Annotated in this window: 16 protein-coding genes; 15 read left to right on the top strand and 1 reads right to left on the bottom strand. The window is 31.0% G+C overall.

From position 1 onward, the window contains the following. The first annotated feature begins 134 nt into the window (after positions 1–134). The 12 genes from ACFSSB_RS06455 (at position 135) to ACFSSB_RS06400 (ending at position 18,126) form a co-directional block, all read left to right on the top strand. Positions 135–2,363, top strand: a complete 2,229-nt coding sequence (locus ACFSSB_RS06455) for an ATP-binding response regulator (protein ID WP_379902231.1) — start codon at positions 135–137, stop codon at positions 2,361–2,363. Positions 2,364–2,460: 97 nt separating this feature from the next. After that, positions 2,461–3,408, top strand: a complete 948-nt coding sequence (locus ACFSSB_RS06450; RefSeq protein ID WP_379902229.1) for a tRNA dihydrouridine synthase — start codon at positions 2,461–2,463, stop codon at positions 3,406–3,408. A gap of 245 nt (positions 3,409–3,653) precedes the next feature. Next, on the top strand, positions 3,654–4,715 hold the full coding sequence (locus ACFSSB_RS06445; protein ID WP_379902227.1) for a hypothetical protein: 1,062 nt from the start codon (positions 3,654–3,656) through the stop codon (positions 4,713–4,715). 103 nt (positions 4,716–4,818) lie between these two features. After that, positions 4,819–8,271, top strand: coding sequence for a pyruvate carboxylase (locus tag ACFSSB_RS06440; protein WP_379902550.1), 3,453 nt, complete (start codon positions 4,819–4,821; stop codon positions 8,269–8,271). Positions 8,272–8,482: 211 nt separating this feature from the next. Next, positions 8,483–10,315, top strand: a complete 1,833-nt coding sequence (locus ACFSSB_RS06435) for a Xaa-Pro dipeptidyl-peptidase (RefSeq protein WP_379902225.1) — start codon at positions 8,483–8,485, stop codon at positions 10,313–10,315. Between the two features lies 1 nt (position 10,316). Continuing rightward, entirely contained in the window at positions 10,317–10,898 is a 582-nt protein-coding gene (gene miaE, locus ACFSSB_RS06430; RefSeq protein WP_379902223.1) for a tRNA-(ms[2]io[6]A)-hydroxylase, read from the top strand. Between the two features lie 23 nt (positions 10,899–10,921). Further along, positions 10,922–11,482, top strand: coding sequence for a hypothetical protein (locus ACFSSB_RS06425; RefSeq protein ID WP_379902221.1), 561 nt, complete (start codon positions 10,922–10,924; stop codon positions 11,480–11,482). Between the two features lie 117 nt (positions 11,483–11,599). After that, complete coding sequence (locus tag ACFSSB_RS06420; protein WP_379902219.1) at positions 11,600–12,277, top strand: carboxypeptidase-like regulatory domain-containing protein; 678 nt, start codon at positions 11,600–11,602, stop codon at positions 12,275–12,277. A gap of 15 nt (positions 12,278–12,292) precedes the next feature. Beyond that, entirely contained in the window at positions 12,293–13,300 is a 1,008-nt protein-coding gene (locus ACFSSB_RS06415) for a transglutaminase domain-containing protein (protein ID WP_379902217.1), read from the top strand. Positions 13,301–13,375: 75 nt separating this feature from the next. Next, entirely contained in the window at positions 13,376–15,634 is a 2,259-nt protein-coding gene (locus ACFSSB_RS06410) for an FUSC family protein (RefSeq protein WP_379902214.1), read from the top strand. Positions 15,635–15,743: 109 nt separating this feature from the next. After that, entirely contained in the window at positions 15,744–16,985 is a 1,242-nt protein-coding gene (locus ACFSSB_RS06405; protein ID WP_379902212.1) for a DEAD/DEAH box helicase, read from the top strand. 154 nt (positions 16,986–17,139) lie between these two features. Then, positions 17,140–18,126, top strand: a complete 987-nt coding sequence (locus ACFSSB_RS06400) for a hypothetical protein (protein WP_379902210.1) — start codon at positions 17,140–17,142, stop codon at positions 18,124–18,126. Position 18,127: 1 nt separating this feature from the next. Here ACFSSB_RS06400 and ACFSSB_RS06395 read toward each other — a convergent pair whose 3' ends face one another. Next, entirely contained in the window at positions 18,128–18,793 is a 666-nt protein-coding gene (locus ACFSSB_RS06395; protein ID WP_379902208.1) for a M15 family metallopeptidase, read from the bottom strand. Positions 18,794–18,852: 59 nt separating this feature from the next. Between ACFSSB_RS06395 and ACFSSB_RS06390 the strand changes: the two genes are divergently transcribed. From ACFSSB_RS06390 to ACFSSB_RS06380, 3 genes are all read left to right on the top strand, one after another. After that, entirely contained in the window at positions 18,853–19,446 is a 594-nt protein-coding gene (locus tag ACFSSB_RS06390) for an alpha-ketoglutarate-dependent dioxygenase AlkB family protein (RefSeq protein ID WP_379902206.1), read from the top strand. Between the two features lie 370 nt (positions 19,447–19,816). Then, the gene (locus ACFSSB_RS06385) at positions 19,817–20,740 is read left to right on the top strand and encodes an alpha/beta hydrolase (protein WP_379902204.1); all 924 of its coding nucleotides are present in this window, start codon (positions 19,817–19,819) and stop codon (positions 20,738–20,740) included. Positions 20,741–21,020: 280 nt separating this feature from the next. Then, positions 21,021–22,331 carry a DUF819 family protein gene (locus ACFSSB_RS06380; RefSeq protein ID WP_379902202.1) on the top strand — a complete coding sequence of 437 codons (1,311 nt, stop codon included), beginning with the start codon at positions 21,021–21,023 and terminating at the stop codon, positions 22,329–22,331. Positions 22,332–22,382 lie beyond the last annotated feature (51 nt).

Genomic DNA, 22,382 nt, shown 5'->3' with positions numbered 1-22,382 from the left:
TTAAAAGCATAAGAACATGTAAATCATTGAATATAAATCAAAAAAGGCAAAGATTTATTAAATATATCTCACTCCTTTAAACAAATAACTTTCTATTTTTTTCATTATTTTTGCTGTCCCTAATATAATTTCTTATGGCTAACCTACACCTACATGAAAAAGTAAATTTACTTTTAAATAGCGCATACTCTAAACGATCTAATAATATACAACAAAGTATTGCTTTAGCCCAAAACGCTTTGCAATTAAGCAAAGAGTTAAATGATACTTCTTTAATAGTAAAAAGTTTAGAGCAACTTTCCTTTTTTTATATGATTATTAGCGACTTTGTAAATTCTAAAAAGCACGCTAAAGAAGCTATAATTCATTACACAGCTATTAATAACGAGCTTGGTATTGCTAATACTAAATACACTATTGCAAGCATACACTACAAAACAGACAATTACCATAAAGGTTTAATTTACTTAATTGAAGCGCTAAAGATTTATAAAAAACATAACAAGTTTAAAAACATCTCTAAAGTAGAGAAAGCTATAGGCACAGCCTATGAGTTTATTGGCGACTATTCTAATGCTTTTACCTATTATAAACACGCTGTTAGAAATGCGCAAAAGGCAAAATGCATAAGTCTTGAAGCCAATGCTTTAAACAACCTCTCTGGTTTATTAGTAAAAAATAAAAAATATAATGCTGCCATGAAAATGATAACGCATTCTATGAAACTAAAAAAACAATCTGGAGATGCTAGAGGTTATGGTTTTGCTATTTATGGTCGCGGAAAAGTGCACTTAGCATTAGGAGACTATAAAAACAGTGAAATAGATTTTTTACAAGCTATTGATACTTTTAACCAAGTTATTGAGGTTATTGGTGCTTGCATGGTCTATAACAAACTAGGTAGATTATATTATAAAATTAATGATTTACAAAAATCGAAAGAAACAGTACAAAAAGGCTTAGAGTTATCGGTTGCTTACAACCTTTCTATGACCAAAGTAAAAGGATACCATTTATTATATAAAATTTATAAAAGGAAAAATAAAATAAAAAAATCTTTTAAATACTTAGAACTATACCTTAGTGAAAAGGAAGCTACAATGAATACACAAACAAAACATGTTATGGAAAACTATAACATGATTAATAAAATGAATGTATTAGAAAAAGAAGCCTTACACCAAAGAGAAAAACAAAAGATTATTGATAAAAAGAACAAAGGAGAACAGCAAGCTCTTAAATTAAAACAAGAATTTTTATCTGTAATGAGTCATGAAATAAGAACTCCTTTAAATGCCATGACTACTATTGCTTCCATTCTAGAAGATCAAGTTGTAGGAGAAAACAAAAAACTTTTAAAAAGTCTTCAATTTGCTTCTAACAATTTAATTAATATAGTAAATAACGTTTTAGACTTTACCAAACTAGACGCTAAAAAGACCGTTCTTGAAGAAGATAATACCAATCTTAATAATTTGTGTAATTATATAGTAAACCTACATAGCAATGTTGCCAAACAAAAGGGGCTAGAATTGGTTTTAATAAATACAATTCCTAAAACTAGAAATTACCTTTTAGACGAAACCAAATTAACACAGATTATTAGTAACCTTATTAGTAATGCTATTAAATTTACTGAAAAAGGAAAAGTAATTCTGACGTTAAAACTTAAAAAGGAAGAAGAAAAACAAGACACCATTTTAATAAGCATAAAAGATACAGGTGAAGGTATCTCTAAAGAAAACTGCAAAAAAATATTTACTAGTTTCTCTCAAATAAAACCAGTAATGACAAGAAAACAAGGAGGCACAGGTCTTGGCTTGGCTATTGTAAAAAAACTTGTAAAATTGCATCAAAGTAAAATTTATGTAAAAAGTAAAGAACATGAAGGTTCAGAATTTTATTTTACACTTGAGTTAGAAAAAACAACACCAACTCCTGCCGCAAACAAACCTATTTTTGAACAACTAAAAGACAAAAAAGTATTATTAGCTGAAGACACAATAATGAATGCTATTTTAATAAAAAAAGTTCTTTTAAAATGGGGAGTTACCACAGAGCATGTAGCAAATGGAAAAATAGCTGTAGAATATGCTAAAGTTAAAAAGTATGATTTTATTTTAATGGATTTACACATGCCTGAAATAAATGGCATTGATGCTACTAAACTAATTAAATCTAATAAAGATAATATTAATAGTAACACACCAATATTTGCCATTACAGCAGATGTAATGACCACACAAAACAAAGAATATACAGGGCTTTTTAATGCTATTCTATGGAAACCTTTAGATATTGAAAAACTATACAAAGCATTAACTACTAATAAAACCTTACAATTAGAAAGTACTCTAGTGTAATGTTAAAAAAACCAAAAGCCCATAACAACTAAAAAACTTCAAAAACTTCACCCATAAAAACAAAACAATTCGTTTATATTTGTGCCAAGTTTAAACCATGAGTATCAAACTACTTTCTTCGTCTTTACAAGGTTTTACCGATTTTAGGTTTCGTAACGCATTTCATCACTATTTTGGTGGTATCGATACTTTTTACGCACCTTATATTAGGCTAAACGGAAAGTTAAAAATCAAACAATCTTACCAATTAGATTTATTACCTGAAAACAATAGCACTTTAGAGGTGATACCACAAGTAATGACCAATGATGCTGAAGAGTTTTTGTTTGTTATTAAATATGTACAAAGCTTAGGTTACAAAGAACTAAACTGGAATTTAGGCTGTCCGTATCCTATGGTTACAAAATCAGGAATGGGTTCTGGCTTAATTTGCAATCCTACTAAAATTGATGAAGTTTTAAAAAGAGCGCATGATGAAACAGACATAACCGTTTCTATGAAAATGCGCATGGGTTATGAGCATGCTGCAGAAATTTTAGACACCTTCCCTATTCTAGATAAATACCCTCTTAAAAATATTGCTATTCATGCTAGAATAGGTAAACAACTATACAAAGGACCTGTAGATTTAGATGCTTTTCAAAAATGTATAGATGCTGCAAAACATACACTATACTATAATGGCGATATTACTAGCGTAGAAGCTTTTAATAAAATAGAAACGCGTTTTCCTAGCATAGATCATTTTATGATTGGTCGAGGCTTAATTGCAGATCCATTTTTACCAAGTATGATTAAAAACAACACTACAGAATATCCTAAGAATAGATGGGAAATTTTCTCCGAATTTCATGATACTATATACCATCAGTATGACGAGTATCTTTCTGGACCAACACCAATAAAAATGAAAATGTTAGGTTTTTGGGAATTCTTTTCACAGTCTTTTTCTAATCCTAAAAAAACATACAAAGCCATTAAAAAAGCTAGTAATCCTATAAAATACAAACAAGCAGTAAAAGAAATTTTAAATAAAGAACAATAAAAGCACTTCTAAATAGAAGTGCTTTTTTTTTAAACAAATACTATATCAATAATAGCTTTCATAGCGTTTAATTATTTACAAGGTGTATAATTTAATAAGTGTTCTTCTTGTTAACGTTTAACAATTACATAAAAACAACAGTAAAGATCCTACAACAAAACCTTTTTAAGTAAACATAAAAAAAAGCTATGCACGCATGGTATTACCACAATAAAAAATTACCTTATAGGCTTTAAACTATTTCAATGAATAAGAAGTTAATATCTAAGAAAAAACCTGTATTTCCTATTACAAAAGAACTGTCAGAATATCTTGCAGAAGAAGGGAGAAACATTCAAATTCCTATTTCCTATGATGATTTACTACGTTTTCAAGGAGCTGTTGAAATATTTGACAATAACGGAGATGATACCCTTTGGATAGATTGTTATTATGCAGAATACGAACGTGATGAAATAGAACACAGCCTAAAACAATTGTATTCTATTCTTCATTCTAGTGGTGATGACAGTATTTTACCATACCTAAATATTGACAGTATTGCCTATTGTACCTTTGGTAATACAAAGCCTTTTAGAATAAAAGTAAGAAATATAATAAATGATATTTACACGTATCTTTATATAAAAAAAGCAGATGCTTCTAGAATTTACGGTTTAGAGTTAGAACATTTACTCTCTCCAAACCATATTAATTTTCTAGTTCATAAAGACACGCTAATAGAAGAACATATTTCAGGAATACCTGGAGACACTTATGTTAATGAGCATCTTGATACTATTACAGAACAAGATAAGAGAGCTTTAGCAAAAGAATTTGTTAAATTTAATGAACGCTGCTTTGTAAGACTATTAGGAGATATGCGTTCTTACAATTACGTAATTGTAATTACCTATGATTTTGACCGTAAACAATACAGAATTCGTGCAGTAGATTTTGACCAACAAAGCTACGAAGGAAATGCAAAAGTATATAAACCACAATTTTTAAAAGAAAACTATCCGTTTGTTCACATGAGCTTAAAGGTTTTAACTAAAGAGTCTATTGAGCAATACAAAAACGAAGAACGTTCACTACTTGCTAAACGTGCAAAGAGTGAACAAAAACGTTTAAGAAACTTGATAGAATGTATGAGACACGATAATATTTCAACACTAGAAAAAATTAAGGAATTAAAAACAGGTCTCTTTAAACTTACTGGTGATGTTAAATTTAAAAAATCAGAAAACATGGGAGATGTATTATACAATGCCTTAGATTTTATTGTTAGAAATTACGAAACAAATAATCCGTATTTATATAAATAACAACAACAACAACAACAACAACAACAACAACAACAACAACAACAACAACAACAACAACAACAACAACAACAACAACAACAACAACAACAACAACAACAACATAATGAAAATTAAAAAAGTTCTTGTAGCCAACAGAGGCGAAATTGCTATTAGAGTACTTCGTGCATGCTCAGAATTAAACATTACAACTGTAGCTGTGTTTACCTATGAAGACAGATACTCGCAACACAGAAACAAAGCAGATGAGTCTTACCAAATAGGAGAAGACAACCAACCTTTAAAACCTTATTTAGATATTGAGGCATTAATAGATTTAGCTAAATCTAAAAATGTAGATGCCATTCATCCTGGTTATGGTTTTTTATCTGAAAATTCAGAATTTGCAAGGCAATGTGCTGCAAACGATATTATTTTTATTGGTCCAGATCCTGAAGTTATGGATGCTTTAGGCGATAAAATTACAGCTAAAAAAGTTGCTGTAAAATGTAATGTGCCTATTATTGAAAGCAATAAAAAGAAACTAACTTCTCTAAAAGTTGCTTTATCTGAAGCAGAAACTATTGGCTATCCTTTAATGCTAAAAGCCGCTTCTGGTGGTGGAGGTCGTGGTATGCGTATTATTAGAAAAGACGAAGACTTAGAGGCTAACTTTAACTCTGCTAGAAACGAAGCGCTTAATGCTTTTGGTGATGACACCATGTTTTTAGAAAAATATGTGGAAGACCCAAAACATATTGAAGTACAAATTGTTGCAGATAACCATGGTAATATTCGCCATTTGTTTGAAAGAGATTGCTCTGTACAACGTCGTCACCAAAAAGTAGTAGAAATTGCACCTTCACATAATGTTAGTGATACTGTAAAACAAAATCTATACAAATATGCCGTTGCCATTGCCAAAGAAGTAAATTACAACAACATTGGTACTGTAGAATTCTTGGTAGACAAAGAAGATAACATTTATTTTATTGAAGTAAACCCAAGAATTCAAGTAGAACATACAGTTACCGAAATGGTAACAGGAATAGACCTTGTAAAAACACAAATTTTTATTGCAGGAAACTACCCTTTAAACAGCCAGCAAATTAAAATTAACGAACAAGAATCTATAACAACGCATGGTTTTGCATTACAATGTAGATTAACAACCGAAGACCCTTCTAACAATTTCACTCCAGATTATGGTAATGTAACCACCTACAGAAGTGCGTCTGGAATGGGAATTCGTTTAGATGCTGGAAGCATTTACCAAGGTTATCAGGTTAGTCCGTTTTTTGATTCCATGCTTGTAAAAGTATCTTCGCATGGTAGAACTTTAGATGGAGCAACACGTAAAATGGTTCGTGCTTTAAAAGAATTTAGAATTCGAGGTGTTAAAACAAACATCCATTTTCTACAAAATGTAATTCAGCATCCTACCTTTAAAGACGGAAAAGTAACTGTTAATTTTATTCAGAATACGCCTTCCCTATTTAAAATAAAACTACCACAAGACAGAACTTCTAAAGTCGTTAAATTTTTAGCCGAAATTAGTGTAAACGGAAATCCAGACGTTAAAAATATAGAAGAAAATAAAATTTTTAGAACACCAAAAGTTCCAAAGTTTCGTGCATCAGAAACACATCCAAAAGGAACAAAAGACCTGCTAACAGAACTTGGTCCTGAAAAATTCTGTGCATGGTTAAAAGACGAGAAAAAAATTCATTTTACAGATACCACAATGCGTGATGCGCATCAGTCACTATTAGCAACCAGAATGCGAAGTTTTGATATGCTAAAAGTTGCCGAAAGTTTTGCAAAAAACCATCCTAACACCTTTAGCATGGAAGTTTGGGGAGGAGCAACTTTTGATGTATGCTTGCGTTTCTTGCATGAAAGCCCATGGACACGCTTACGCGAACTGCGTAAAGCAATACCAAACATCTTATTTCAAATGCTTTTACGTGGTTCTAATGGTGTTGGTTACAAAGCATATCCAGATAATGTAATTGAAAAATTTGTTGAAAAATCTTGGGAAAATGGAGTGGATATTTTTAGAATTTTCGACTCGCTAAACTGGGTAAAAGCTATGGAACCAAGTATTAATTATGTTCGTAATAAAACAGGCGGAATTGCAGAAGCAGCATTAAGCTACACAGGAGATATTTTAGATGTTAACCAAACCAAGTACAATTTAAAATACTACACACAGCTTGCTAAAGATTTAGAAAATGCAGGAGCACATATGATTGCCATAAAAGATATGGCAGGATTATTAAAGCCATACGCAGCAACAGAATTGGTTACAGCATTAAAAGATACTGTAAACGTACCTATTCACCTACACACACACGATACCTCATCACTACAAACTGCTAGTTATTTAAAAGCTATTGAAGCAGGAGTTGATGTAGTAGATGTAGCATTAAGTGGTTTAAGTGGTTTAACTTCTCAACCTAGCTTTAATGCTGTGGTAGAAATGATGAAAAACCAACCTAGAGCACATGAGTTTGATATGCCAAAATTAAATCAGTTTTCTAATTTTTGGGAAGATACTCGCGAGTTATACTATCCATTTGAATCTGGTTTAAAAGCAGGAACTGCTGAAATTTACCAACATGAAATTCCTGGCGGACAATATTCTAATTTGCGTCCGCAAGCTACAGCTTTAGGTTTAGCTGATAGATTTGATGAGGTAAAAAAAATGTACGCAGACGTAAACAAACTATTTGGAAACTTAATAAAAGTAACACCTAGCTCGAAAGTAGTTGGTGATATGGCTATTTTTATGGTAACCAATAATCTTACTACAGAAGATGTAATGGAGCGTGGTGAAGAAATTTCGTTTCCAGATTCTGTAATTAGTTTCTTTATGGGAGATTTAGGACAGCCAACTGGTGGTTTCCCTAAAAAACTTCAAAAGATAATTCTTAAAAACAGAAAACCATATACCAACAGACCAAATGCACATTTACAACCTGTTGATTTTGATTTAGAATACCAAGCCTTTAAAAAGAAATTTCAAAAAGGCTTTACTCGTGCTATCGAAATGGAAGATTTCTTATCGTATACCTTATACCCAAAAGTATTTGAGCAAGCGCATGAAAACTATAAAGCGTATGGTAATTTAGCATTAGTACCTACTAAAAATTTCTTCTATGGTATGAAATTACGTGAAGAAATATTAATAGAATTAGAGCCAGGAAAAACAGTAATTATCAAATTACTTTCTATTGGTATTCCTAATGAAGTTGGTATGCGTACCGTATTTTTTAAAGTAAATGGTGAAAATAGATTTGTTGAAATTTTAGACAAATCTTTAAATATTAAAATAGAACAGAATAAAAAAATAGATCCTGCAGTTGACAACCAAATAGGAGCACCTTTACAAGGTTCATTATACAAGGTGTTGGTAAAAAGAGGACAAGAAGTACAAGAAAACGATCCTTTATTTATCATAGAAGCCATGAAAATGGAAACTACTGTTGCAGCTTTTAAATCTGGTAAAATTAAATCTATTAGTTTAAAAGAAGGTAGCATGGTAAAACAAGATGATTTAGTAATTACAATGGAGTAGTTATTATATACATGTTTTTCTGACTACTAACAGCAGATACTAGAAAATTAAAAACCACCTTTTTGGTGGTTTTTTTTATACAATATTTTAAAGTATACTAAGGCTTTTCTTATACAGATAACAAAATATTTACAATTCCCTTAACATTTTGCTATCACTCCCTTCGCAAAAAAATAGCTACATTGTACCTTTAAATAAATTAGCAATTATTATGAGAAAAAAGCATTCTATTTTCCAATTATTTAGCCTCTTCTTTTTAGTGGCTTCCTTTAGTTATGCACAAGAAAAAACCGTTCCTGTATTTAAAGATGGTGAAGCACAAATTGTAGAAGGTTTTAAAGATTACAAAGAGTGGATACGTCATGACCTTTGGGTAGAAACTACCTTTAATACAGATGGTGATGACACTTTAGACAGAATGCACGTTTCTGTTACTAGACCAAAACAAACAGAAACAGAAGGTTTAAAATTACCTGTTATATATGTTAGTAGTCCATATTTTGCAGGAGTTGCTCCAGATGTTGATGGTATTATGTGGAATGTAGAACATGAACTAGGTGAACCAGCAACACAAGAACGTGTGCATCCTCAAGTAATACGAAAAGGAAAAAGACCAATAATATCTAATTCTCACATTCGTAAATGGGTTCCTCGTGGTTATATTGTTGTACACTCCTCTTCACCAGGAACTGGATTATCTCAAGGTTCTCCTACTGTTGGTGGTATTAACGAATCTCTAGCACCTAAAGCTGTAATTGACTGGCTTAATGGTCGTGCTAAAGGATACACTACTCCTTACGGAAACGAAGAAGTAAAAGCTACTTGGTCTACAGGTAAAGTAGGTATGACAGGAACTTCATATAACGGAACCATTCCGCTTGCTGCTGCTACCACAGGAGTAGATGGTTTAGAAGCTATTATACCAATTGCACCAAATACAGCTTATTATAATTATTACAGATCTAACGGATTAGTTCGTTCTCCTGGAGGATATTTAGGAGAAGATATTGATGTGCTTTTCGATTTTATTCATAGTGGAGACGAAAGCAAACGTCCTTACAACAACAAAACCGTTAGAGATACCGAAATGAAAAATGGTATGGATAGAATTACTGGTGATTATAATGATTTTTGGGCTGGTCGTGATTATTTAAATCAGATGGAAGATATGAAAGCAGCTTTACTTATGTCACATGGTTTTAACGATTGGAATGTGATGCCAGAGCATAGTTACCGTATTTTTAACCAAGCAAAAAAACAAGGTATTCCTTCACAAATATATTACCACCAAAACGGACATGGAGGACCACCACCAATAACAATGATGAATCGTTGGTTTACTCATTATCTACATGGTATTGATAATGGTGTTGAAAACGATGCGGAAGCATGGATAGTTAGAGAAAAAGACAGCAGAGAAAACCCTACTGCATATAAAGCATATCCTAATCCAGAAGCTAAAGACGTTACGCTTTACCTAAATAAAGGCGGAAATACTGCTGGCACCTTAACTTTACAAAAAGAGAAAGATCAAAAAACAGAAACTTTAGTTGACGATTTTAATATCTCTGGTAAAGAGCATGCACTTGCTAAAGAATCTAACAACAGATTATTATATGTTACTCCAGAGCTAAAATCGGATCTGCATATTTCTGGACTAAGTGAAATTACTATTAGTGTTGCTAGTAACAAACCTGCTGTAAACTTATCGGTTTGGTTAGTATCTCTTCCTTATGATGAAACCTCTAAACTAATTACAGATAATATTATTACTCGTGGTTGGGCAGATCCTCAAAACTATAAATCTCTTAGAGAAAGCGAAGATTTAATACCTGGAAAGTTCTACGATTTAAAATTCACATTACAACCAGACGATCAAGTTATTGCTGCAGGACAACAAATTGGGTTAATGATTTTTTCTAGTGATAAAGAGTTTACTTTACACCCAAAACCAGGAACAGAATTAACTGTAGACTTAGATAAAACAAACATTTCTTTACCAATTGTAGGTGGCGAAGAAGCATTAAAAAAAGCAACAAATTAATATGTTAGGGCTTAAATTAGAAACCGATCCTCGTTGGGCAAATATTGCAGAATCTAACTTAGAAGAAATTTTAACCGATCATGCATGGTGTGAGCAAAAGGCAGCAACCAATGCTATTAAATTAATTTCACTAAACTCAGAACATGTAGATTTGGTAACCGAACTTCTTGTAATTGCTCAAGAAGAATTAGAGCACTTTCAAATGGTGCATAATATCATTAAAGAGCGTGGTTACACTTTGGGTCCAGAACGTAAAGACAGCTATGTAAACGAGCTGTTTAAATTTATTATTAAAGGCGGAAACAAGCACCAACAACTGGTAGACAGATTGCTATTTTCGGCAATGATAGAAGCCAGAAGTTGCGAACGTTTTAAACTGTTATCTACAACTATAAAAGACCAAGAACTCGCCAAGTTTTATCATGAACTTATGGTTAGTGAAGCTGGACACTATACTACCTTTATTTCTTTTGCAAGACAATATGGTAAAGGCGTAGATGTAGAAAAACGCTGGGAAGATTTTTTACTTTTTGAAGGCGAACTCATTAAAAGCTATGGTAAAAATGAAACCATTCATGGATAACTTAGTTGTAAGTAATTAAACTTGTGAAACTTCCTTTTTCCGACAGAAAAAAATTTATACTATTAGCCCTAAAACAACATTTAGGGCTTTTTGGTATTTGGTTGGTTTTTGTTTTATTTGGTAGTGCTTTTATGTATTTAGGAAGCAACGTAGAGGAAAACAAATACGGCTTCATGCTTTTTGGTTTTGTCTTTATATTATTACCAACAGCCTTTATGTTATACACACTTCCTTCAAGCATACTATATTACTACAACCAAGCACTTACTAAAAAATACGGAAGCTATACTATTGCAAAAGTAACCAACAAAAGAGTAGATAACTATTCACATACCACAAGTAGCTTTAATGGAGGAACAGCTAAAAACATAGAAGAATTTCTTTATGTTATTTGTTTTGAATTTACCTACTTAGGTAAAACATATACAAGCGAAGCTTTTTTTGAACACAAAACTACTTTTGAAGCCATAACATCAAAAACAGAGCTTCCTATTCAGTTTTTAAAAACCAATCCAAATAAAATTACGTTACGAAGACGCAAGCTTGCAAACAACTTAGGCATAAAACCCAATTTATGTAATTAGGCTAACTAGCCAAAAAGCATACTTCACGTATTAAAAAGTAGTCTTTACTAATTAACGGTTTTAAAACAGCTATACAATATATAGGTTTGATTTATATTAACATTAAAACCATATATTATGAAAAATCAAATCCATTTAAACATTAAAACTCCTTGTTCTGAAGATTTCAATCAATTTTCATCAACTGCAAAAGGAGGTTTTTGTGGCTCTTGTCAAAAAGAAGTGATTGACTTTACCACAATGAATACTCAAGAAATTAGTGCTTTTTTTAAAAACAAAAGTTCTAATAACACGTGTGGTAGATTTAAAAGCAACCAATTAAAAACCTACAAGCAACAAGCCCCAAAAAGTAGCATACGAAGTATTATTAGCGGAATTGGTTTAGCTTGCTTATCCATTTTTAGCATAACTTCTGCACAAGCACAAGACATTAAAAAAGTGGAAGCTTCAGGAAATTCTTCAGAAATTAATACAGCAGACCAACAACAAGAAATAGAAGTAAAAGGAACTATTGTAGACGAAAATGGTATAGCGCTACCAAGTGCAACAGTTATTTTACAGAATTCTACCATTGGTACAACTACAGATTTTGATGGCTATTTTGAGTTTCCTAAAAAACTTAAAAAAGGAGATGTTTTATTGTTTAGTTACGTTGGCTACCAAACAAAAAAAGTAGTCATTACAGAAGAAAACACAACTTCTAAAATCAACCTACAAGTAGGCATGAATATGGACACCTGTATCATCATGGGAAAAGTTGCTTCTAAAAAAGTATATGCTTCAAAAAGAAACTAAAACCCAAAAGACTTTATGAAAAATAGATTCTTTTATATTATCATTTTCTTTATACATAGTGCTATTGCGCAAGTATCCGATTTTAAAGACATCGACTTTACTATTGCAGATAATACTGCAATGCTTTACCAAGGCAGCAGTTTAGAAAATCTTCCGTTACTTGCGCATCATCTTACGCATAAACTACCAACAGATGTTGAAAAATTTAGAGCTATTTATACTTGGGTTTGTAAAAACATAAAAGGAGATGCTAGTCAAGACAACAAGGTTATCAAGAAAAGAAAAAAATTAAAAAACGATAGTTTCGCTTATATAAAATGGAATAATACATACAAGAAAACAGCTTTTAAAAAACTCTTAAGAAATAAGAAAACCATGTGTACTGGTTATGCTTATTTAATTAAAGAACTATGCTTTATAGCAAATATAGAGTGTAAAATTATTAATGGTTACGGAAGATCTACAGAAGCTAATATTAGCAAGCTAGAGCTAGCCAACCATTCTTGGAATGCCGTAAAACTGAACAACAAATGGTATTTATGTGATGCTACTTGGTCTAGTGGTTATGTAGTAAATTATTCGTTATTTCTACCAGATTATAATGATGGCTACTTTTTAACAGATCCTGTTTTGTTTGCTCAAAACCATTATCCTTCAGAAAAAAAATGGTTACTAGACAATGCTTTAATTGCTTCAGAATTTGTTGCTTCTCCTCTAGTGTATGGAGAAACGTTTAAGCACAAAATAATTACTACAAGTCCAAAAAAAATGCAAGTAGATTATAAAACAAATGAAACCATTGTATTTCGGTTTAGAGCATTACAAGCAGTAAAAACCAATTCCGTAAAACTTATTACTTATTCTGGAATGCAAGAAAAAGCTTTTAAAATTGAGAATCTAAAAAATGAAAACGGACTTGTTACTTTTAGCTATGCATTTAAACGTAAAGGACAGTATGATGTACATTTAAAATTAGAAGATGCCATTGTTGCAACCTACACAATTCACGTTTCTAAAAGTTAAATAGTAAAATTTATTCTGTTATAATTAACATAAGGTTTACATGGCTTAAAACAATTAAACTACCTTTGCATCTACATGCAAAAAAAGCTAAAAAACTACTTCATAACCACAGAACTGTTTCTTAAAGGCTCCAGCTTTTACAGAGGTGTTGTACTTACTGTTGCTGTTGTTTTTCCTTTAGCTTTTTTTAGTGCTTTAGATTTATTTCAATTTGCTCCTGCTCTTGCTCTTGGTTCTTTTTTAAATGCTCCAAGTGATATTCCTGGTAGTTTAAGACGTAAAATTAACGGTATACTCATCAGTATAGCATTAACTTTACTAGTCACTTTTATTATACTTATAACCAAACCTGTTTTTATTTTATTACTCCTTGCAATTGCTATTTTAAGTTTTGCTATAAGTTTAATTTCGGTCTATGGTTTTAGAGCTTCTTTAATTTCCTTTTCTGGTTTACTTGCCATTGTATTGGCTTTAGCTATTGAAAAAACAGATGTAAAAGCTATTCTTATACATGTTGGTTTATTAGGTATTGGTGGTATTTGGTATTTAATAATATCCTTACTTTCAAACTGGTTATTTCCTAAAAAAGATGATGACCAATTACTTTCAGACACCTTATCGCTTACTGGTAAGTACCTAAAAGTAAGAGCCAAGTTACTTACTAAACAGAATAAACGCGAAAAATTCTCAAAAAAAGCACTCGTTTTACAAAACCAAATAAGCGAAAAACACGAAACCTTACGAGAGTCGCTTTTAGAAGGTAGAAAACGTTCTGGTAGGTCTTTTTCTAGTGAGCGACGACTACTAATATTTATCTCTTTAATAGATATTTTTGAACTAGCAGAAGCAAACGCTCTAGACTACTCTAAAATAGATTCCTTATTTGGTGCACATAAAACCCATTTAAATGCTTTTAAAAAAATGAATAAAGTAATGGGTAATCACCTTATTACTTTGTCTGAATTATTAATAAAAAAAGGAAAGCTACCAGATATTAACGCATTAAACAAAAGCTATAACAAAACAGATATTGCTATAGAAGAATATGTTGCACTAGTACGCTTACCAAAAGCTCGTGAAGGCGCAATAACGCTTAGAAACATTCAAGACTACCAAAAGCAATTACTACAAGAAGTAAAAGCTATTAGACGTGTTTTAAAGAAAGTAAAAGACAACACTAAAGCTTCTTTAAAAGCACAAGAATCTAAACAGTTTTTAACTTCTCAAGATTATAGTTTTAATATTTTATTACAGCATTTTAGTTTAAAATCTCCAATGTTAAGACATGCTTTAAGACTGTCTTTTGCAATTGTTTTCGCATTTTTATTAGGTAGTTTTTTAGATTTAAAAAATGCCTATTGGATTGTGTTAACCATTATTGTTATTATGCGTCCTAATTATGGCTTAACAAAAGAACGTTCTAAAAAACGTATTATAGGTACTATTATTGGAGCATTAATAGCTACAAGCATTATTTTAATTACTAAAAACACAGCGGTTTATATTACACTAGCTATTGTATCTTTAACTTTTGCTTTTTCCTTAATACAACAGAGTTATAAAATAGGTGCTGCATTTATAACACTTCATATTGTATTTGTGTATGCTTTAATAGATCCTAATGCCTTTTTGGTGGTTCAATATCGTGTTATAGATACTATAATTGGAGCGTTTATTGCTGTTTTGGTTAATTATTTACTTTTCCCAAGTTGGGAATATAAAAATCTAGATACAGTTATTGTTAATGTAATTACATCTAACAGTAACTACCTAGAAGCTACCAAAAAATTATACCATGATAAAGAAGCTAATAGTTTAGAATATAAACTATCAAGAAAAGAAGCTTTTTTAGCTATGAGTAATTTAAATGCAGCGTTTCAAAGGTTAACACAAGACCCAAGATCAAAACAAAAAGAATCTGCTTTAATTTATGATATGGTAACTTTAAACCATACCATACTTTCTGCCATAGCAGCTATTGGAAGCTATATTTTAAATCATAAAACAACTTCGGCTTCAAGAGAATTTGACACCATTATTGATAATATTTCTAGTTCTTTAAACCATACTGCTTCAAAATTAGAAAGTAAAAAATCAGCACATTTTACAGAAGAAAAAGAGATAGATCAAGCGCATAAAAAATTACAAGAACGTTATCATCATTTATCAGAAAAAAGAGATATTGCTATAAAAGCAGGACAAACACAAATTGATACTAAATCTCTTTTAAACCTTCAAGAAGCGCATTTAATAAGTAACCAGTTGCAATGGTTAGAAACCTTATCTGTTAATTTAACAAATGTTACAGTAAAGTATAAAGCCGTTTTTAATTAAATGCATTTGTTTTCTTATTTTTACTTATAACCTATTAAAAAAAAGGGTTTCTTTTATATCTAAACAACAATAACTTTTAAGTTATCTTTGCACCAAACTTTTTAATTTTATGTCATTTAAAGACTTACAACTTAACAAACCTTTACTACGTGCTATTGCAGAAACAGGTTACGACAACCCAACATTAGTACAAGAAAAAACAATTCCTTTTGTATTAGACAAAAAAGATGTTATCTGTTCTGCACAAACAGGAACAGGAAAAACAGCAGCCTTTGCATTACCTATTTTACAATTATTGTATGACAAGCAAGAAGGATCTAAAAAAGGAAAAAAAATTCGCGCAGTAATTGTAAGTCCAACAAGAGAATTAGCAGCACAAATACAAGAAAACTTTAAAACTTATGCTAAAAACACCAATTTAACAAGTACTGTTATTTATGGAGGAACAAGTATAGAGCCACAAAAAGACATATTAAAAAAAGGAGTAGATATTTTAATTGCAACTCCTGGTCGTTTACTAGATTTACATAAACAAGATTGCATCAATCTAGATTATGTAGAAACTTTAGTTTTAGACGAAGCAGATCTTATGCTTGACATGGGATTTATTGATGATGTAAAAAAAATAGAACGCCTTTGTCCTGAAGGAAAACAAATTTTATTGTTCTCTGCAACCATACCTTTTAAAGTAGAACAACTTGCTAATACTATTTTAAAAACTCCAGAACGTGTAGAAGTTACACCTACCTCTTCTGCTGCAAAAAATGTAAGTCAGGTATTGTATTACGTACCTAAAAAGGATAAAATAGAATTGTGTTTACACTTACTACGCAATACCATAAAAGGAAATATTCTAATTTTTAGACGTACCAAATTTGGTGTAGATAAATTAGAAAAAACACTTTTAAAAAATGACTTTAAAGTAGAAACTATTCATGGTGACAAAGCCCAAAACTTACGTCAGGATGCCCTAAAAAAGTTTAAAAACGGTTATGTAAATATTTTAATTGCTACAGATGTTGCTGCTCGTGGAATTGACATTAACGAACTAGATGCAGTTATTAATTTTGATTTACCAAACATACCAGAAACTTACGTACATAGAATAGGTAGAACAGGTCGTGCAGGAAACTTTGGTAATGCTTACGCTTTATGTTCTGCAGATGAAAAAGCATATATTAAAAGTATTCAGCAACTAATAAATGTGCAAATTCCTGTAGAAGAAGAACATCCTTTTCCTTTAGACCCTAAAGCAAAACCTATTAGACATACTTCTAAAAAAACAGGAAGTAAACATAAAAAAGGAAGAAAGAGCGAAGCTTCTAAAAAGAAAAAGAAACGTTGGTATTAAAAAAATAGATACTAGCTAGCGCCTAATTAATGTGTCACCTCAAATGATTGATAAAAAACACACCAATTGTAACAATTAACACTAGCATTTCTATTTTTTTTTGGATGCTATCAAGAAGCGCTGTATTTTGTAAAACAGGAGTAAAACAATAAAAATGACAAAATACACCATTCTATTAATAGCCTTTTTAGTCAGCAGCATCAGCTTAGCTCAAACTACTATTTTAGATAAAGAAAATAAAAACCCTGTTTCTTATGCTACTATTTCGTTTGGTAACGGAAACGGAATCTTTGCTGATGACGAAGGAACATTTATTTTCACAAAAAAACTATATGCAGATATAGACACTCTATATATTTCGGCCTTAGGATATGAAAATTTTAAAATAGCAACAACCAACCTTAGCAAGCAGATAGAATTAACCCCTTTTCAAGATGCTTTAGATGAAGTTCTTTTAAATTATTTTCCAAAAGGAAAATCTAAAACCGAAACTTTAAAACCAACCGTTCATGATGACTATTACAAATGTTGGCTACCAACTATAGAAAGTGAAATTGCTGTATATTTTAAAAATGATAATCCTTCTAAACCAAAAAAAATAAACACGCTCCTTTTGCCTATAAAAGTTGAAGCTAAAGATTGGAGTAAACGCAAAACAAAAACCTCTAATAAAATACCATTTTCAACCTTATTTAGAGTGCAGTTTTACAAAAACAACAATGGACTTCCTGGAGATGTGCTAACCTATGACAAAATAGTTTTTAGAGTCACCGAAGCTAGCGAAAGTATTTTTGAAGTAAATGTTACCAACAATGATATTTTTATGCCAAAAGACGGTTTATTTGTTTCACTTCAAGTTTTAGGTTATACAGATAAAGCTGGAAAACTATTACCAAATAAAAAGTATAGAGAAGTAAAAACGAGTAAAGGAATTGTAAAAATCTCAACAACTTTTAGACCTCTATTGCCTTTTACAGATAAAATAAAAACACCAAAAACTTTTGTAAAGCGTGTATTTTTAAATGATAACCAATGGGTTTTATTTGATAAAAAAAACATTGAAGACTCTAACCTTTTAAAGGCTGGCTTAAATAATTACGCTATAGGTTTAGGTTTACAAGTGTTTAAAGAGCAAGAATAAATTACTCCACAGGAAAATTAAAATACTGATTTTTAAAAGGCTCACCTCTTAAAGTAAAATGCCACCACTCTTTTGGGTAATGTCTAAACCCATAAGTGCTCATTACATTATGCAATAAGGCTCTATTTTCTTTTTGTTTTTCAGTTAAATCATCATGTAAATACCACGAAGCTTTACCAAAATAATCAAAAGGAGTTCCCATATCTAGCTCTTTTCCTGTTTTTAAATCTACAATAGTAAGATCTACAGTACTACCACTACTATGTCTAGAACGTGAAGCAATATAACCATCTCTAAATAAATTACGCTTATCTACTTCAGGATAATACTGCTGTTTCATTAAAGTATCATTTACATTTTTTGCCCATTCAGAAAAATTATTAACCGCTTCTTGTGGTCTATAGGCATCAAAGATTTTTAAAGACAAACTATCTTTTTTAAGTGCCTCTTGCACCTTTTTTAAAGCATTTGCTGCTTGTGCTGTAAGTATACAAACCTCAGCATGATAACCAGCTACAGGTTCACCAACAAAATTATTATTTAAACAATAACGTAACTCGAATTGTATGTCTGGAATAACATCATCTACATATACAAAACCCTCTGGTAATTGTGCAAACACAGTGCTTTGTAATAAAAAAAGTAAAAAAGCTAGTTTCATTTTCATATTAGAATCTTTAATTGCTAATTTAGGAAAAATATAAATGTATTCCTGAGCTATAAATTATGTTATTTAACGAAGCTATAAATTTACAATTAGAAGATGGAGAGGCAATCTATTATCCAGCATGTTTCGATAAAACAGAAGCTGATGCATATTTTAAAAGCTTATTAAAAAACATTGCTTGGCAACAAGATTCTATAAGCCTTTTTGGAAAAACACATCTACAACCAAGACTTACAGCGTTATATGCCAACAATAATAAAGCCTACTCCTACTCTAACATTACTATGTATCCTAATGCATTTACCAATGAACTTTTAAGTATTAAACAGCGTATAGAAACTATATGTAACACAAATTTCACTACTTGTTTGGCAAATTTATATCGAGATGGTAAAGACAGTAATGGTTGGCATGCTGATAATGAAAAAGAATTAGGAAATCAGCCTATTATAGCTTCGGTTAGTTTTGGTGCAGAAAGACGATTTCATTTAAAACATAAAACAAAAAAAGAGCACAGCTTAAAACTAACATTACAACATGGTAGCTTACTAATTATGAAAGGAAAAACTCAAGAAAATTGGTTACACCAAATACCAAAAACTAAAAAAAAGATTGCAGAAAGAATAAATTTAACTTTTAGAATTATTGCATAAAAAAAACAGAGGTCCCTCAACCTCTGTTCTTATAATTTGCATATTTAAATATGGTATGATTTAGGGTTACTAGTATCAACAACATAATGCAAATATCAATTAATTAATCCATTAAACTAAAAGTATGTCTTTAGCATATAGCAAAAGTATAAATATATTTAAGTAATCACGTTAAAAAACATTTATTTTCGATGAAATGCATATATTTTTAACATTTATCGATAAAAACACACATACTACCGATTAAAAGCACGTTCTAAAAACATAAAAACAATTCTTTTTTTTTCGTTCTGTAAATTATTTTCTTCTAATTTTACGTTATAAATACATTGGTAATTATTTAATAGTACAAATCCTTAAAAGTTACGTTATGAAAATTAAATTCTTAATTCTTTCTCTACTATTCAGTTGCATAACTATTGCACAAGAAAAAACATTTATTGCTGAAGAAGTTGCTGTTAATAATTTAATAGATGGTACCTTATTAACACCAAAAGACAATAGTAAATCTGTTTTAGCAATTATAATAGCTGGTTCAGGACCTACAAATAGAGATGGAAATCAGAATTTTTTAAAAAATAACTCCTTAAAAAAACTAGCCGAAGGCTTAACTAACCAAGGTATTTCTACCTTTAGATATGATAAACGCATTGTAAAGCAAATACGAAAAGGAAAAGTAGATAAAGATATTATGTTTGATGATTTTGTAACAGATGCTATTTCTGTTATAGATTATTTTAAAGAAAAGAATATATATTCTAAAATATACTTTATTGGTCATAGCCAAGGAAGCTTAGTAGGTATGCTTGCTGCAAAAGACAAAGCAGATGGTTTTATTTCACTGGCTGGAGCAGGAAAAAGCATAGACCTAGTAATACAAGAACAAATTGAAAAAACAGCACCAATGTTTACCGAAGACACAAAAAAAACCTTTGCTGTTTTAAAAGAAAACAAAACCACTACAGACTATCCTCCTGCACTAGCTTCTATTTTTGATATAAGCCTACAACCCTTTATGAGTAATTGGATACAATATGATCCTTCAGAGAAAATTAAAGAGCTACAAATACCTATTCTTATTATTAATGGAACTAAAGATTTGCAAGTAACTACTACTGAAGCTACGCTTTTAAAAGAAGCCAACCCAAATGCCCAAATTAAAATAATAGAAAACATGAACCACATTCTGTTTACCATTGAAGGAGATAGTTTAGAAAACTCAAAATCTTATAATGAAATTACAAGAAAAATTAATCCTGAAGTAATTGAGAGTATTGTAGCTTTTATAAAATAATCTATTTGCTTTTCTTATAAAAACAGGAAGCTACAAAGCTTATACTAAAATTAAACAGCATAAGTAGTTGTCCTTAACCTATTGGCATAAAAAAAGAAAAGCACTCCAAAGAATGCTTTTCTTAACTAACCAACCAAAAATTAGTCACTACACTTTAATTATAAAGTAACCACACTCTAAAAAAGCTTCTTGTAGTAACTGTAAAGTATATTTCAAATCTCATGCCAAACTTTTAAAATTCACAATTAATTTGGTATTTTGCGTGTATAAACTAACTAATATGGAAAACACACCACTAATTACCAATGACGCAATTGTCTTTGGCTTTTTAATGCTAGCACTAGGCTTTGTATTTTATACAGAAAATATAAAAACCGGATTTTGGTCTAAATTTTATAAAATAGTTCCAGGGCTTTTTATGGCATATATGGTTCCTGCAGTACTGACATCTATAGGCTTAATTGCTCCAGAATGGCAGACAGTAGACCAAGTTGGTGAAATAGTGAGTCATAAAACAAGTATCTATCATGTAGCTAGTCGTTATTTACTTCCTGCAGCATTAGTTTTAATGACGCTAAGTATCGATTTAAAAGCTGTTTTTAATTTAGGATGGAAAGCCTTAATTATGTTTTTTACAGGAACAGTAGGTATCATCATTGGTGGTCCTATTGCTATTTTACTTATTTCAACAGTATCTCCAGAAACAGTAGGTGGTTCTGGTTTTGATGCTGTTTGGAGAGGTTTATCTACACTAGCAGGAAGCTGGATTGGTGGTGGTGCAAACCAAACTGCCATGTTAGAAATTTACCAATACAACCAAAAACTATATGGAGGTATGGTATTTGTCGATATTGTAGTTGCTAACGTTTGGATGGCAATCATTCTTATTGGTATTGGAAAACGTGACCGAATTAACAAATGGTTAAAAGCAGACACCTCTTCTATTGAAGCTCTTAAAGAAAAAGTATCTACTTTTACAGAAAGTGTAAAAAGAAACCCAAGCTTAACAGATTACATGTTAATACTTGCCATTGCATTTGGAGCTGTAAGTTTTGCACATTTAATCTCAGGTTTCTTAGCACCATTTTTTGAAAATGCAGTATCAGGAATAGCCTCTGCAACCACAAGAAACATGCTTACCTTTTTAGGTTCTTCTTTTTTCTGGATGATAAGCATTGCAACACTAATTGCCATAATACTATCTTTTACTAAAGCAAAAAACTACGAAGGTGCTGGAGCAAGTAAAATAGGAAGCATTTTTATTTACATATTAGTAGCTTCTATTGGTATGAAAATGGATTTAACCATGATTTTTGATAATCTCGGACTAATAGCAATTGGTTTTGTATGGATGACAATTCACGCTTTACTACTCATTTTTGTAGCAAAACTTATAAAAGCACCTTACTTCTTTTTAGCAGTTGGTAGCCAAGCAAATGTTGGTGGCGCAGCCTCTGCTCCTATTGTAGCTTCTGCTTTTCATCCATCACTTGCAACCGTTGGAGTATTGCTTGCTGTATTTGGTTATGCTGTAGGAACCATTGCTGCAATAGGCTGTACTATTTTAATGCAATTAGCAGCAGCTAGCTAGTATTTAAAAAATATTTATAGCATATTTGCGCAACTTAAAAATAACCATAAA

Origin of the sequence: Lacinutrix gracilariae (genome assembly GCF_042684485.1) — a bacterium.
Lineage (GTDB): Bacteria > Bacteroidota > Bacteroidia > Flavobacteriales > Flavobacteriaceae > Oceanihabitans > Oceanihabitans gracilariae.
Note: the sequence above shows the minus strand (reverse complement) of the source record. Positions and strands in the feature narration are given on the sequence as shown.